At 69.1% G+C, this 14,920-nt stretch carries 13 protein-coding genes; 8 read left to right on the forward strand and 5 right to left on the reverse strand.

Translation table 11 applies throughout. The features are described 5' to 3' along the window. The 4 genes from VKH46_00670 to VKH46_00685 form a co-directional block, all read left to right on the forward strand. Positions 1-1,953 (forward strand): hypothetical protein (locus tag VKH46_00670; protein HKB69328.1); only part of this gene is annotated, 1,953 nt, incomplete at its 5' end. Positions 1,954-2,400: 447 nt separating this feature from the next. After that, positions 2,401-3,048 carry a LemA family protein gene (locus VKH46_00675; protein ID HKB69329.1) on the forward strand — a complete coding sequence of 216 codons (648 nt, stop codon included), beginning with the start codon at positions 2,401-2,403 and terminating at the stop codon, positions 3,046-3,048. A 31-nt stretch (positions 3,049-3,079) separates the two neighbouring features. Next, positions 3,080-3,868 carry a TPM domain-containing protein gene (locus VKH46_00680; protein ID HKB69330.1) on the forward strand — a complete coding sequence of 263 codons (789 nt, stop codon included), beginning with the start codon at positions 3,080-3,082 and terminating at the stop codon, positions 3,866-3,868. 10 nt (positions 3,869-3,878) lie between these two features. After that, positions 3,879-4,307: a TPM domain-containing protein gene (locus VKH46_00685; GenBank protein ID HKB69331.1), complete on the forward strand. Its 429-nt coding sequence runs from the start codon at positions 3,879-3,881 to the stop codon at positions 4,305-4,307. Here the strand turns inward: VKH46_00685 and VKH46_00690 are convergent. Next, positions 4,289-5,278 (reverse strand): AraC family transcriptional regulator, encoded by a 990-nt coding sequence (locus VKH46_00690; GenBank protein HKB69332.1) that lies wholly within the window; start codon positions 5,276-5,278, stop codon positions 4,289-4,291. The genes VKH46_00685 and VKH46_00690 overlap by 19 nt on opposite strands. A gap of 45 nt (positions 5,279-5,323) precedes the next feature. Next, entirely contained in the window at positions 5,324-7,120 is a 1,797-nt protein-coding gene (locus VKH46_00695; protein HKB69333.1) for a hypothetical protein, read from the reverse strand. 89 nt (positions 7,121-7,209) lie between these two features. Here VKH46_00695 and galU point away from each other — a divergent pair, with 89 nt between their 5' ends. After that, on the forward strand, positions 7,210-8,079 hold the full coding sequence (gene galU / locus VKH46_00700) for a UTP--glucose-1-phosphate uridylyltransferase GalU (GenBank protein ID HKB69334.1): 870 nt from the start codon (positions 7,210-7,212) through the stop codon (positions 8,077-8,079). 24 nt (positions 8,080-8,103) lie between these two features. Here galU and VKH46_00705 read toward each other — a convergent pair whose 3' ends face one another. Further along, positions 8,104-8,421, reverse strand: a complete 318-nt coding sequence (locus VKH46_00705) for a cupin domain-containing protein (GenBank protein ID HKB69335.1) — start codon at positions 8,419-8,421, stop codon at positions 8,104-8,106. Between the two features lie 38 nt (positions 8,422-8,459). Here VKH46_00705 and VKH46_00710 point away from each other — a divergent pair, with 38 nt between their 5' ends. After that, positions 8,460-10,763: a hypothetical protein gene (locus VKH46_00710; protein HKB69336.1), complete on the forward strand. Its 2,304-nt coding sequence runs from the start codon at positions 8,460-8,462 to the stop codon at positions 10,761-10,763. A 271-nt stretch (positions 10,764-11,034) separates the two neighbouring features. Here VKH46_00710 and VKH46_00715 read toward each other — a convergent pair whose 3' ends face one another. Then, positions 11,035-11,358 (reverse strand): zinc ribbon domain-containing protein, encoded by a 324-nt coding sequence (locus VKH46_00715; protein ID HKB69337.1) that lies wholly within the window; start codon positions 11,356-11,358, stop codon positions 11,035-11,037. A gap of 7 nt (positions 11,359-11,365) precedes the next feature. Continuing rightward, on the reverse strand, positions 11,366-12,136 hold the full coding sequence (locus tag VKH46_00720) for a DUF4388 domain-containing protein (protein ID HKB69338.1): 771 nt from the start codon (positions 12,134-12,136) through the stop codon (positions 11,366-11,368). A 33-nt stretch (positions 12,137-12,169) separates the two neighbouring features. On the opposite strand from VKH46_00720, the gene glp reads away from it, so the two are divergent. Next, positions 12,170-13,372: a gephyrin-like molybdotransferase Glp gene (gene glp / locus VKH46_00725; protein ID HKB69339.1), complete on the forward strand. Its 1,203-nt coding sequence runs from the start codon at positions 12,170-12,172 to the stop codon at positions 13,370-13,372. A gap of 137 nt (positions 13,373-13,509) precedes the next feature. Then, the gene (locus VKH46_00730; protein HKB69340.1) at positions 13,510-14,760 is read left to right on the forward strand and encodes a beta-ketoacyl-[acyl-carrier-protein] synthase family protein; all 1,251 of its coding nucleotides are present in this window, start codon (positions 13,510-13,512) and stop codon (positions 14,758-14,760) included. Positions 14,761-14,920 lie beyond the last annotated feature (160 nt).

A 14,920-nucleotide genomic window follows, 5' to 3' on the forward strand; every position in this document is an offset into this window, starting at 1 on the left:
CTCGAGAACTTCGCCGGCAAGTTGAACATCCAGCCGATCGAGTCGAACTCGATGACGGGGTTCTACTTCCGCGGCGACAAGCTGAAGTTCGGGCGCAACTCGGGCCCGACCCGCCCGCAGCCGACCTCGTGGGACCAGTCCGGTCCGACGACGATCTGGAAGGGTGAGGACTCGCAGGTCTTCGGGCCGAACTTCGTCGTCGACGCTTCCTACAACTACGTGGGCGGCGGCTTTGGATTCGTTCCCGAGGGCGGGAACGTCGACGTGTACCGCGACGCGCAGCGCGTCTGGCACAACTCGTTCGTCTACTATTCGACGTATCGTCCGCAGCACCAGGTCAACGCGAACCTCTCCGGATTCTTCAACACCGGCAACATCGGCCATGAGCTGAAGTTCGGATTCGGATACCGCAACGTGAACCTGAAGTCGAACACGACCTGGCCCGCGAGCGGAGCGGTTCCGGAAGAGAACCTGGGTCTCGCCAAGCTCACCCGGCCGAAGATCATCGCCGTCGACACGAAGTATTACGACGGCTTCCTCCAGGATACGCTGACGGTCTCGAACCTCACGATGAACATCGGCGTGCGGTACGACGAGCAGTACGGCAAGAACCTCGGCAGCACCGCTCCGGGACTCTCCTGGAACAATGTGCTGTGCGACACGTCGACGGCTCCCTCCGACACGAACCCGTGCCTGCAGACGCTGACGTACGGCGGCGGGAAGACCGACTTCAAGTGGAAAAACTGGGAGCCCCGCGTCGGACTGACGTACGCGCTCGGCGCCCAGAAGAGCACCCTGCTCCGCGCATCGTATGCCCGGTACGCCGACCAGCTCGGCCAGGGCACGATCGCCTTCAACAACCCGCTCGGATACTCCTACCTCTATTACAACCTGTCCGACGCGTACTTCGCCCGGGGAGACCACAAGATCAAGAGCCCCGGCGACCTCGCGGGCTTCTACTACGCCTACGGCGTCGACCCGAACAACCCGAACAGCCCGGCCTCGGTCAACCAGATCGACCCGAACCTGAAGGCTCCGATCACGGACGAGTTCTCGGTCGGCATCGACCACCAGATCTCGCCGGAATTCGTGGCCGCCCTCTCCTACACCCACCGCAACCGGAAGAACTTCACGTGGACGCCGTACACCGGCATCTCTCAGTCGGATTTCGCTCTTTTCAACTCCGGCTACGACGCCGTCGACTGGCAAGGCCACTCCCTTGGAACGACCGGGCCGGTCTACTACCTCCCGGGCGATGGATACACCGGCAACTACGGCAAGACCCTCGAAAACCGTCCCGGCTACGAGACCCGCTACGACAGCGTCGAGCTCCAGTTGACCAAGCGTCTGACCAACCGCTGGATGGCGCACGGCTCGTTCACCTGGAACAACTGGAAGCAGAAGATCGGCTCGAGCGGCTGCCAGGATCCGACCAACGTCGTCAGCCCGACCTTCGGCCCCTCCTGCGAGAACGACACGATCGCGTGGTACGGCGGCGCGAACAACAGCGGATCGTTCTCGAACGTCTACATCAACAGCAAGTGGGCGTTCAACGTGAGCGGTCTCTATCAGCTCCCGCTCAACTTCAACGTCGCGGCCAACTTGTACGGACGCCAGGGGTATCCGCTGCCGTACTACGCCCAGGTCAATCCCGGTGACGGACTCGGCACCCGCAGCGTCCTCATCGGGAACCCCGACGACCACCGCAATGCGAATCTCTATGAGCTCGACATGCGGCTCGAGAAGGTCGTCCCGCTCTTCCAGAAGGCCGACCTCACGCTCTCGCTCGACGTGTTCAACGTGTTGAACTCGAACACGGTCCTCCAGAAACAGATCACTGGACTTGCGGTCTGCGACAACGCCGACGTCTGCACCGGATCCGCGACCGCCAACGAGATCTTCGAGATCCAGGCGCCCCGCACGCTTCGGTTCGGAGCTCGCTTGAGCTTCTGAGTCTTTCTTTCTCTTTCTGTAGGCCCCGCCGGAGCGATCCGGCGGGGCCACTCCTCAGGGTCCTTCGCTTCACTCAGGAAGGCGTACTCCGCGCTCACGTTCGTAAGCGCCCGCACGCAAGCAGGCGGAACGAGCGACTCGACGCGACCGCCGTCACCCCACTCGCCAACGCTCCCGCTTCGCGGGGCGGCCGGTCGCACGCGCCCGCCCGGCTCGATGCATCCGCCTTCGCCAAGGCTTCGGCGGATCTGGCCGCGAAGACGCTCGAAACGGCAAGAACTGTCTTCGAACGAATATCCTCCGTAGCTCGTGAGAGCGAAGGAGGATCGCCGCGCCAGCAAAAAGGACGGCCGCGCTCTTCGCGCGGCCGGGAAGGAGGAGATCTGCCCGTAGATACGTAAGACACCCCCTCCCCGTTTACGTAGAATAGGGCGACGGAGGAACGAAATGGGAAAACTCGGGCTCGGATGCGCGGCCATCGTGCTCATCCTCATCGTGATCGTCGGCCTCTCGTTTGCCGGCACGTACAACACCTTGAACAGGAAGAACGAGGCGGTCAACCAGCAGTGGGGACAGGTCGAAAACGTCTACCAGCGCCGGTCAGACCTGATTCCGAACCTCGTCGCGACGGTCCAGGGAGCGGCCAATTTCGAGAAATCGACCCTCGAGAGCGTGGTCGAGGCCCGTTCGAGGGCGACGTCGATCCAGGCCACGCCCGAGCTCGTCAACGACCCTCAGGCATTCCAGAAGTTCGAGCAGGCGCAGGGGCAGCTCACGTCCGCCCTTTCCCGCCTGATGGTGGTCGTCGAGCGCTATCCCGAGCTCAAGGCGACACAGAACTTCCGCGACCTGCAGGCCCAGCTCGAAGGGACCGAGAACCGCATCACGGTCGAACGGATGCGCTACAACGAGGTGGCGCAGGATTTCAACACGAGCTACCACTCGTTCCCGACGAACATGATCGCGGGGTTCTTCCCGCGGTTCAAGGAAAAGTCGTACTTCCACGCGCAGCCCGGCGCGGAGACCGCTCCGAAGGTGAATTTCAACTTCGGGACCGGGACCGCTCCGACGACGGCGCCGGCGACGACCCACTGATCCGGCGTCTCGGGGCTCGCGGAGGAGATTCGTGACCGGCGAAAGACGGCGCGCCCGCCGGGGCGCGCTCGCCGCGGCGAGCGCCGTGGCCCTGGCGCTCGCGCTCGCCGCGGCGCTTCTCGCGGCCGTTCCGGCGCGCGGCGACGTCGCGATCCCTCCTCCCCCGGCTCACTACTTCAACGACGGCGCCGCGCTCGTGTCCGCCGGCGACGCGTCGCGCATCGACGCCAAGCTCCGCGATCTCGACGAGCAGACGTCGACCCAGATCGTCGTCGCGATCTTCCCGGAGTTGCCGGAGCCTTCGCTCGAGGATTTCACGGTCCGCACGGCGCAGGCCTGGCGTGTCGGCCGGAAGAAGCTCGACAACGGCGCCGTCCTCTTCATCTTCGTCAAGGAGCGCCTCTCGCGCATCGAGGTCGGTTACGGCCTCGAGGGCGCGCTCCCCGACGCCGTCTGCAAGGACATCCTGCAGGATCGCCTCGCTCCCGAGTTCCGGGCCGGCCGATACGCCGCCGGGATCGACGCCGCGATCGACGCGATGATCCAGGCGACGCGCGGCGAATACAAAGCGACGGGCCGGAGCGCGGCGCCGTCGAAGGGGATTCCCCAGGGATGCATCACGGCGATCGTCCTGGCCCTCTTCTTCGGGTTCCCGCTCTTCTTCCGGCGCCGCGGCTGGCGGACGTACGGCGGCGGAGGGTGGTGGACCGGCGGATGGGGCGGCGGCGGCTTCGGCGGCGGAGGATGGGGCGGCGGAGGAGGAGGGTTCTCGGGGGGCGGAGGGTCCTTCGGGGGCGGCGGGGCCTCCGGGAACTGGTGAGGAGCTTGCGATGAAGAGCTTTTTGTCCAACGTCGATCACGACCGAATCGTCTCGGCGATCGCCGCGGCGGAGGCGAGAAGCTCGGGCGAGATCCGGGTCCACGTCCATCACCGCGCCGTCCGCGATCCGATCGCCGCCGCGAAGAAGATCTTCGAGAAGCTCGGGATGACGAGGACCGCCCAGAAGAACGGCGTTCTGATCTTCGTGGCCCCGCGGTCGAGGAACTTCGCGATCCTCGGCGACTCGGGCATCCACGACCGGTGCGGCGAGCACTTCTGGAAGAGCGCCGCCGCCGAGATGACCCGTCTCTTCGGCGAGGGAGACTTCACCGGCGGAATCGTCGCGACGATCGAGAAGCTCGGCGAGGCCCTCGAGGCGCATTTTCCGCGCGGCGTGAAGGACGCCAACGAGCTGCCGAATCAGGTCGACGAAAGCTGACCGGATTCCTTTTTCCGTGACGGCTCCGGCGGCTCACGGCAGGGAAAAGCCGGACCGGCGTCCCATTCCCGGATGAGGGCCCGAAGCCGCTCGGCGTTCCCGCGGCCGCGGATCTTCGACGGGCTGACGCCGAATTCCTTCCGGAACGCCGCCGTGAAATGGCTGTGGCTCGAGTATCCGAGCTCGAGCGAGAGGGCGGCGAGGTCGATCCCCGGGTCCGCGATGCGTTCGAGCGCGATCCTCAGGCGAAGCGCCGTACGGTACCGGTGGAGCGTCCGGCCGGTCGAGCGGCGGAACAGGCGGCAGAGATGGAACGGGGACAGCGCGATCCCGCGGGCGACGTCGTCGAGCTTCAGCGGCGCCGACAGGTTTTCGAGGATCAAGGCCCGCGCCCGATCGATCCGCGCGCGTTGACGGGGAGTCACCTCGGAATCGGCGCGCCCCCTCGGCCGGAACGCGGCTTCGACGAGGGCCATCGCCATCTCGTCGACCTCGAGAGCGTCCGGGCCGGGTACCGAGCGTATCCGGTCGAGGAGCGAGCGTTGGAGGAGATAGCTCCGCGTCGAGCTCGGCCCTTCGATTCCGGCGAAGCCCTCCGCGCGCGCTTCGCTCGCCGTTCGGGCGACGTCGGCGAAGACGTCGGGGCGCACGAGCACGTAGGCGCCGTGGGAACGCTCGCCGAAATGGCGGCTCATGCGGTACGGCGCGCCGGGGTTGATCAGCAGCGTGCACGTCGGGTCGATCACGGCCGAGCGGCCGCCCGAATGAACGACGAACGCTCCGGCGTGCGTGAACGAGATCATGGGCCAGCGCTGCGCCTGGATCGCGGTCGATTCCGACGGACCCACCACGCAGCGCCAGCGACCGATTCGAAACAGCTCCGTCGCAAAGAGCGGATCGACGGCCACGCCGACCGCGAAGGAAGCGGCCGACGGAAGAGCCAACGCGGAGGAGACTTCGAGTGACGCCACGGCGTGCCTGGAGTTTCCAAGGTAACCGGTAAACCGGAAGGTGAGCTATCGAAATTTTGCGGAGCCCGCCGACGACCCCGCGGCGGTCTCCGGCACGTTGTCCGGTGTGTAACGGAATACGCCGTCCCCCATCGTCGACACGTACAGGCTTCCGTCTCCCGCGATGATCGCGTCGGTGACCCGGAGCTCCCCTCGGGGCAGCTCGAGCGCGGCGGACTCCGTCCCGCGGCGAATGACGAGGCGGCTGTCGCGCACGTCGTACCGGAAAAACGGGTGCGCGGCAGCCGCCGGGTCGGTCTTCCGGTACATCCCGCCGGAGAGAAGAGGCCGGCGGCTCACCTCGAAGAGCGTGGTCCCGCGGAACCGCGCCGACGTCGTGCGGACCTCGAGCTCCGTGCGGCCGGTCGCGTCGGAGACGAGCGAGGCGTCCACGGGCGTCCCGCTGATCGTGTCGATCTTCCTCCACGTCGCGCCGTCGGCCGTCGTCCACGCGCCCCTTTCGGTGACGACGATCGGCGCCGGGAGAGGATCTCCGAAGACCTTCAGGATCCGGCCCTCGGGCGGCCGCGCCGCGGGAAAGAAACGGCGGGCGGAGTCGGTGGACACGAGGAGGCTCGACGCCGAGGCCGTCAGCCAGACGGTCCGGCCCGCGATCGTCGCGGCGGCGAGCGCGAACGCGCCCGGAGGCGAGTCCGAAGAGATCTGGTGGGATGCGCCCGCGGCCGTTTCCCACACCCCCGACTCGACGCCGCCGTAGGCGCGGAGGAAGAGCACGCGCGAAGGATCGGCGGGATCCGGGGCGATCGCCGGGACGCGCGCCTCGTCGAGGCCATCCGAGGCGGGGACGATCGTCGCGCCGCGATCGTCGGAATAGAACATCCCTTCTCCCAGCGATCCGAGATAGAGGCAGCCGCTGCGGGGGTCGACCTCGAGCGCCGAGACGTCCAGCGTCTCGCGCGAGATCCGGTTCCAGGTCTTGCCGCCGTCGTCGGAGCGGTGAAGACCGCCGACGGTCCCCGCGTACAGGACGTTGGGCGCCTTCGGGTCGAGATGGACGACCGGCGTGCGGCGGTTCGTGAAGCCGGTCGTGAACCGGGTCCAGCGATCTCCGCCGTCGTCGGAGCGGTACACCCACCCGCAGGTCGAGACCCAGACCCGCGAGGCGTCGTGCGGGTCGAAGTCGAAGGAGTACACCGTCGCGTCGAGCACCATCCCGTTGGCGATCCGCGCCCAGGTCTCCCCCGCGTCGCGGGTCCGGAACGCCTGGCGATAGGTGCCGGCGTAGAGTGTGGCGCGATCCGCGGGATCGAACGCGAGCGACTGCACGAGGGCGAGGCCCGCGACCCCTTCGCCGCTCGGCGTCCACGAGCGCCCCCCGTCGCGCGACAGGAAGACGCCGTCGTCGCCGCCGCACGCGAGCCACTGCGGGTCGAGCGGAGATTGCGCGAAGGCGCGGGCGTCCACCGCACGGTCCCACCGGGCGAGGATCGTCCAGTCCGCGCCGTCGTCGTCCGAGACGGCCAGCAGCGCGCCGCGCCCCGTCCCGGAGAGGGCGGCCCAGAGACGGCCGGGCGTCCGGACGTCCGTCTTCAGCGTCGAAACGACGTAGCCCGGGAACTGATTGCCCGGGCGGGTCGCGCCCCACGACCGGCCCCCGTCGGACGAGTGGTAGACGTTGCCGCGCGAGGTCCCGCAGAACACGGAATCGGAACGGAAGGGATCGCTCGCGATCGCGGTGACGTCCGCGCCGAGCACCGGAATGCGCACCCAGCCGGCCCGGGCTCCGGCCGCCCAGGCGAGGAGGCCGAGGAAGAGAATGACGCGGCGGATCACCAGTGTCATCTTAACCCGGATCGTTCGCCCGGACGCGAAAACGTCCGCCCGCAGCGCGCGGACGGCCGCGTGGCCCGGCCTTTGCTATTCTCGCCGCCATGCAGCGCACGATCCGCAAAGCCGTGTTCCCCGTCGCCGGTCTCGGCACGCGGTTCCTTCCCGCCACGAAGGCACTCCCGAAGGAGATGCTGCCGCTTGTCGACAAGCCCCTCGTGCAGTACGCGGTCGAGGAGGCGCGCGACTCGGGCCTCGACCAGATCCTGCTCGTCACGGGACGCGGCAAGAACGCGATCGAGGATCACTTCGACGTCTCGTTCGAGCTCGAGGCCCTGCTCGGCGTGCGCGGCAAGGAGGACCTCCTCGCCGAGGTGCAGGAGATCTCTCAGATGATCGAGGTCGCCTACGTCCGGCAGAAGCAGGCGCTCGGCCTCGGTCACGCGATTCTCCAGGCGCGCCAGATCGTCGGCAACGAGCCGTTCGCCGTTCTGCTCGCCGACGACGTGATCGACGCCGAGCGCCCCGCCCTGCGCCAGATGATCGAAGTCTTCGAGGGCCGCGGCAATCCCGTCCTCGCCCTTTGCGAGGTGCCTCGCCAGGACACCGCGATGTACGGCATCGTGTCGGGACGCAAGATCGACGACCGGCTGACGGAGGTCACCGGCATGGTCGAGAAGCCCGCGCCGGAGCAGGCGCCTTCCAACCACGCGATCATCGGCCGCTACATCCTCACGCCTGACATCTTCGAGATCCTCGCGAGCACGCCGCCCGACCATCGGGGCGAGATCCAGATCACCGACGCGCTCAAGACGCTCCTCGGCCGCCGGCCGATCGACGGATACGCCTTCGAGGGAAAGCGCTACGACGCGGGCGACAAGCTCGGCTTCCTGAAGGCGACGGTCGAGCTCGCGTTGAAGCGCGAGGACCTCGGCGCGCCCTTCCGGGAGTATCTGGCGACGCTGACCCGTTGATCCATAAACTCGCGCGGCGATGCGTTACCGGCGAGTCCCATCCAGCGAGATGACGGTCGCGGAGCCGATCACTTCGGCCCGGTGGCGCGTGCCGGCGGGAAGGTAGAGCCGGTCTCCGGCGCGCAGATCGAAGGCGGGCCCTCTCTCGATCTCGATGCGGAGCGTGCCTTCGACGACCGCGTCGCACTTCTCCTCGGCGTGGGCGTGCCCGTCGAACACCGTCCCCGGACGGTAGGCGTAGACGGCGACCTCGTATCCCTCGAGCTCCATGGCTCGCCGCAGCCGGCGCTCGCTCATCTCCCCGTCGCGGGGGTCCCACGATTCCCGGTGGAACGGTTCCACGACCGAATTATCGCGCGGCTTCGCATACGATCGCCGCGATGAAACGGATCGACCCGGCGGTTCTCTGGCTCGGGCTCGTCGTCCTCGTCTTCGCGGACCTCCTCTTCCTGCCGGTGATGATCTACGGCCGCGACGTCAACAGCTATTTTTTGCCGCTCGAGAGCGCGGTCCACCGCGCGTGGGCATCGGGGCAACTGCCGCTCTGGTTCGGCCAGGTCTCCGGAGGAAAGCCGCTGCTCCCGAACCCGAACGCGGGCGTTTTCTATCCCCTTCGAATCCTGGCGGCCGCGCTCCCGTTCGCCCCGGGATTCAAGCTGTACCTCGTCGCGCACGTTTTCCTCGCCGGATGGGGCGCGATGCGTCTCGCGCGAGCTCTCGGCGTTTCGGAGGGCGCCGGGCTCGCGGCGGCGGCCGCGTACGGCTTCTCCGGCCCGGTCCTCTCGACGATCCTGTTCTCGAACATGCTCCCCGGCGCCGCGCTCCTTCCCTGGGCGGCCCTCGCGGGAGAGCGCCTCGCCGCGCGTCCCGACATCCGCCGCGCGGCGGCGGTCGCGGCGCTTCTCGCGCTCGACGTCCTCGCCGGCGAGCCGTTCACGCTCGGGCTCGCGACGCTCGCCGTCTTCGTCTTCGCGGCCGCCGCGGAACCGGGAAAGCGCGCGCGGGCCGGGCTCCTCGCCGCGGCCGCGTGCGCGGTCGCGATCGTCGCGGCAGGAATCCAGCTCCTGCCGATGTTTCTCTACCTCCCCGGGACGTTCCGGGCCCAGGTGCGGTTCCGGCTGCTCGCCACGCTCCAGTGGTCGCTCTCACCGGCCCGGCTCCTCGAGTGGGTCGTACCCTACCCGTTCGGCGATCCGACGGCGTTTTCTCCCTGGAAGACGTGGGGCGGCAGGTTCTTCGACGGGCGGCCGAGCGGGTACTTCGCGACGCTCTTCGCCGGCGCGTTCGCGGCGGGCGCGATGCTCCTTCCTTCCGTACGTTTCGAGGGCCGCCGCCGCGCCGCCGCGCTGCGCGTTCTTTTCTGGGTGAGCGTCCTCCTCGCGTCGGCGGCGGTGTTCGTCCCGGAGCGGCTGCTCTCCACGCCGACCCGGATCGCTCTCCGCTATCCCGAGAAGCTCGCTCTGGGCGCGACGCTCGTGATCGCGCTCTGGGCGGCTCGGGGGTGGGACGCCGCTCGCGGCGGCCGCCGTTTCGGGCTCGTTCTCGGCGGCGCCGCCGCGGCACTTGCCCTCGCGGGACTCCTCGCCTGGACGGCGCGCGGCGGTGTGGCGCACGCGGTGCTCGCCTGGACGCGCGACGGGCGAGCGTCGGCCGCGACGGTCGCCAGCGGCGTCCCGCGCGCCCTCTTCGCCGCGTCGCTCCACTGGGCGCTCGCCGCGGCCGCGGCGCTGCTGCTGGCCGCGCCCCGCCGGCGATTCCTGTCCGCGGCCGCGCTCCTCCTGATCGCGGCGGACCTGACGCTCGCGACCCGCCGCATCGTCGCGACCGCGCCGGAGAGCGACGTGCTCGATCCGCCGCCGGCGATCACGGCGCTCCGCGCGCTCGATCCGGAGACGCGCTTCTCGTTCGTCCCCCAGGCGATGTATTTCCCGATCGCGGGATCGCGCGACGCGGAGCGGGGCCGCCGCGGCGATCGCCCGCCCGAGATCGCGCTGCGCGCCTTCGCCGGCTCCCTCTGGGGACGGCCGTCCGTGCTCAACAGCGACCCGGACGCGTCCGATCTCGCGGGCCACGCGTTCGTCCGGCGCGATCTCTTCGACGTTCTCGGCCGGTCGCCCGGAGACGTCGCCCGGTATCTCGCGGGATTCTCGATCCGCTGGATCGTTCGCTTCCCGGACGCCCCGGCGCTCCCCGGCACGGTGGCCGCCGCATCCGCGGGAGACGTCGTCGTCGACGAGGTTCCGGACGCCGTCCCGCGCGTCTCCGTCGCTTCGGCGTGGAAGGAGCTTCCGACGGCCGCGTCCGCGGAATCGAACGTCCGCTCCGCCGCAATTCCTCCTTCGACGGCCATCCTCGAAACCGGAAAGAGCCGGGAGGGAACCGACGCTCCGGGACGCATCCTTTCGTATTCGGAACGGGAGAACGGGTTCGACGCGGCGGCCGCCTGCCCGACCGGATGCTGGCTGCGGGTCACGCGGGGCTGGTGGAAGTTCCGGGACGTCCGCATCGACGGGACGCCCGCCGCGGTAGTCCCCGAGCGCGTCGCGCTCTCGGCCCTGCGGGTGCCGGCCGGAACCCATCGGATCGTCTGGCGGGAAAAGGTGCCGGGCGGAATCGCGGGAGCGCTCGCGAGCCTCGCCGGCGCGGCGGCGATCGGACTCGGACTGGCGAAGCGGGGCGGCTAGTGTCCCGTCCCGGAAATAGCTTTAGCGTCGTTCGGAGCGCCGCGGGGTAAGCTGCCAGTCGCCGCGACGATGGCGATGCGTTGCCATCGTCGAGTCGCGGCGGCGCCGCAGATTGCCCCGCGCCGCCCGAACCCGAAGGGCGCCAGCACATTGCGAACGATGGCGGCGTTGCGTCGCGGGCCCGATGCAAACGGCATCTGCTCCCGCGACGCGTCTGGCCCTCGTCCGCAAGCCGCAGGCGCGACGCTGAAGTTATTTCCGGGACGGGACACTAACCTTCCTTTTTCCCGCCCTTGCGCGCCGGCTTCTCCGATTTCGGCGGTTTCTCGCTCTTCTTTTCGGCGGCCTTACCGGCCTTGTCCTCCTTCTCGGAGGCGCTTTCGCTCGATTCGCCGCCGCGATCCGAGCCTTTCTTTCCGGCGTAGTCGGTGACGTACCAGCCCGTGCCCTTGAACTGGATGGCCGGCGCGGAGAAGAGCTTCTTCAGCGCCCGCTCGCCGCAATGCGGGCAGATCCTCAGCGGCTTCTCGCTGAAGCTCTGGATCACCTCGGTCTTCTTGCGGCAGCGGTCGCAGCGATATTCGTAGAGCGGCATGTCGTCATTATCCTTCGGCGGCGCCGCCGCCCGGATGCGTGCGCCAGTGGAGCTTCTTGAGGGAAGGCTCGGCTTTCCGCCGGATCAGGTCGAGGCTGAAGAAGAGGAAGAGAAGGCGGGCGTTCGTCGCCGCGTCCCCCGGCCCCTTGCGGCAGAGATCCACGAACGGCGTCCGGCCGTCGACGACAGAGAGGAACTTCTTCTCGTCGTCGGACAGCTCCGCCGCGGGAGCGGGCGCGGGGACCCTCTCGAGGATCGTCCAGGACGGGCCGAGCCGCTTGACGAGCGATTTCGGATTCGCGGCCTTCATCAGCCCTTCGCGGATGGCGCGGTCGATCGGAAGGTCCATCTGGATCTTCTCTTCGGTGCGGAAGCGGCCGACCTCGAACGCGATCTCCCCCGACTCCCAGTCGAACACGGACCAGAGGATCGCGGACACCTGGGCGACCACGGCGGCGGCCATCTCCGAAGGCGTCAACACTCCCATTTCGACCAGCACCTCGCCCTGGCGCTTGCCGCTTCCCTCGAGCCGCGCTCCCGATTCCTCGAGCTGCGCGGGCGCCAGCAGCTTGCGCCGGACGAGGAACTCGCCGAGGGCATCGTCCATGTCGTTCGATGTGGCGAAGACGACCTTCCCGTCGTCGAGGAAGATCTTCTTGACGGCCTCGGCCTGGCGGGCGGTGATCACGCCGGGAACCTGGTAACGGTGAATCGTCGCGAGCACCTTCGGCAGCGGCGTCGCCGAGAGGTCTCCCCGGTACTGGAATTTCGAGCTCATGGCGAACGCAGGCCGATTCTATAAGATTCCGCCGTGCTCACGGTCGCGGAAGCCCTGAATCGCATCGAGCGGGAAGTCGAGCCGATCGGTCCGGAACCGATCCGGGTGGCGGCTTCCGGCGGACGCATTCTCGCCCGCGACGTCGCCGCCGACGACGATTATCCCGCCTTCGACACGACGGCGATGGACGGCTACGCGGTGCGCGGCATCGCGCCGCCCTGGCGCGAGCGGCGCGGGACGATCGCCGCCGGCTCGGTCCCTCCGGCCGCCCTCGAGCCGGGAGAAGCCGCGCGCGTGATGACCGGCGCGCCCGTGCCGCCGGGCACCGACGCGATCGTCCCCGTCGAGGAAGCGGAAGTCTCCGGCGGACGCGTCGGAGCGCGAAGGCCTGCCGTGGCGGGGATCCACGTCCGGCGCCGCGGCGAGGTGTTCCGGCGGGGCGAAGTCCTCCTGCGCGCCGGCGAAAGGATGACGCCGGGCGCCGTCCTCCTCGCGGCGACCGTCGGCGCCGATCCGCTCGAGGTCGCGCGCCGGCCGCGCGTCCTCGTCGCCGCGACGGGCGCCGAGATCGTCGATCCGGGGAGCATCCCGTCTCCGGGGCAGATCCGGAACGGCAACGGTCCGGCGCTCGCGGCGGCGCTCGCGCGGCGCGGCATCGCGGCCGAGTCCGCGGCGGCCGTGCCCGACGACGTCGACCTCCTCGTCCGCTTCTTCGACGCCGCGCGCGGGGCGGATCTCGTGCTCACCACCGGCGGCGTCTCCGCGGGCGACTACGACCGAACGATCGAAGCCGCCGAGCGGTCCGGCTTCGAGATCCTCTTCCATGGCGTCGCCGTCAAGCCGGGCAAGCCGATCGCCTTCGGACGGCGCGGCGGAGGCTTCTGGTTCGGGCTCCCCGGAAACCCGGTCTCGGCGCTCACCACGTTCGCGATCTTCGTCGAGGCCGCTCTCGACCGCTTCGAAGGGATCCGCGAAGACCGGTTCGTCGTCGCGAAGCTCGATGCTCCCCTCCGGACGAAGCCGGGACGAGAGATCTACCGCGACGCCGTGCTCTCGGCCCGCGGTGGAGACCTCGTCGTCGCTCCCGTCGCGTCGCACGGAAGCCACGACATCCGCGCGCAGGGGCGCCGCAACGCGCTCCTCGTCCTTCCGGCCGAGGGAGGCGCGTGGGAAAGCGGCGCGCCGATGCGCTGCCTGCCGCTCACGAGGTTCCCGGGCGAGGAAAGGGGCTTCTGAGCCCGCGGCCGCGGCACGTCTCGTTCGAACGCCGTGCCGGGCCGGGGCCGTTCCGGAACACGTGCCCGGTGAGACATTTCTGAACGCGTGCCCGGGCGGGCGCGACGCGTGAAACAATCGGAAGCGGAGGGGGATTCTTGGCGCATCGCGCGGTCGTGACGGGGATGGGATGCGTTTCGCCGAACGGGATCGGCCGCGAAAGCTTCGCCGGAGCGATCCGCGGCGGCCGGTCGGGCGTCGGGAAGGTATCCCTCTTCGATCCCGAGGGTCTCCCGGTGACGATCGCCGCGGAGGTGAAGGACTTCGATCCGACCGAGCACCTTCCCGCCAAGGAGGTCGCCCGGCTCTCCCGCGCGGTCCCGATGGCGATCGCCGCCTCGACCGAAGCGCTCGAGGACGCGGGGATCGACTGGAGCCGTCTCACGCTCGAAGAGTCCCGGGAGCTCAACGTGATCCTCGGCACCGGCGGGGGCGCGATCGAATTCGCCGAGCGGATGTACCACCTCTACTACACGGGCCAGCAGCGAAAGGCGTCGGCGCACACGATCTCGACCGGAACGATCGGGACGATGTCGTCCGAGCTCTCGATGCGTTTCGGCCTCCGCGGCGCCTCGCACGTGATCACGACCGGCTGCGCCTCCTCGACCGACGCGCTCGGATACGCGTTCCGCTCGATCAAGCACGGCGAGGCGTCGATCTTCCTCGTCGGGGGAGTGGACGCGACGATCGTCCGCGGGATCATGGAGGGATTCATCCTGATGCGCGTCGTCTCGACCCGGCGGGATCACCGTCCGGAAGCCGCGTCCCGTCCTTTTTCCGGCGACCGCGACGGGTTCGTCCTCGGCGAAGGATCGTGGATGTTCGTGGTGGAGGATCTCGACCGGGCCCGGGCGCGCGGCGCGCGCATCTACGGCGAGATCGGGGGCTATGGCGCCACGTGCGACGCGCACCACCGGATCCGCCTCGACGAGTCGGGCGACGAACCGGCCCGGGCCATGGAGCTGGCGATGCAGGAGGCGCGGCTTTCGCCCGGAGAGATCGGCTATCTCGCCTACCACGGCACGTCGACCGAGCTCAACGACCGGGTCGAGACGCGGGCGGTCAAGAAGGCCTTCGGGGCGGCGGCGCTCTCCCTCCCCGGCTCTTCCGTCAAGTCGATGATCGGGCATCCCCAGGGCGCCTGCGGGGCGGCCGGCGTCGCCGCCACGCTGCTCGCGATGCGCGACGGGTTCCTCCCGCCGACGATCAACCTGGAGACCGCGGATCCGCAATGCGATCTCGACTACGTGGCCAACGCCGCGCGGCCCGCCGGCTTCGAGACGGCCCTCTGCAACTGCATCGCGTTCGGCTCGAAGAACTCGGCGCTCGTCCTCCGCAAGCTCTCGTGAGCCTGCTCGTGCCGCAGCGGCGGCCGCAGCGCGAGCTCCTCGATCAGATCGGCGTCCCGCTGGAGGAGGTCGAGCGGTCGCTCGCCGACATCCGCTGGGTGAATCGTTTCTGGGGAGGGCACCGCGTGGCGGAGCGGGCGGTGCTGCGCGCGATCCGCGG

The sequence above is a fragment of the Thermoanaerobaculia bacterium genome (assembly GCA_035260525.1).
In the GTDB taxonomy this organism is placed as follows: Bacteria; Acidobacteriota; Thermoanaerobaculia; order UBA5066; family DATFVB01; genus DATFVB01.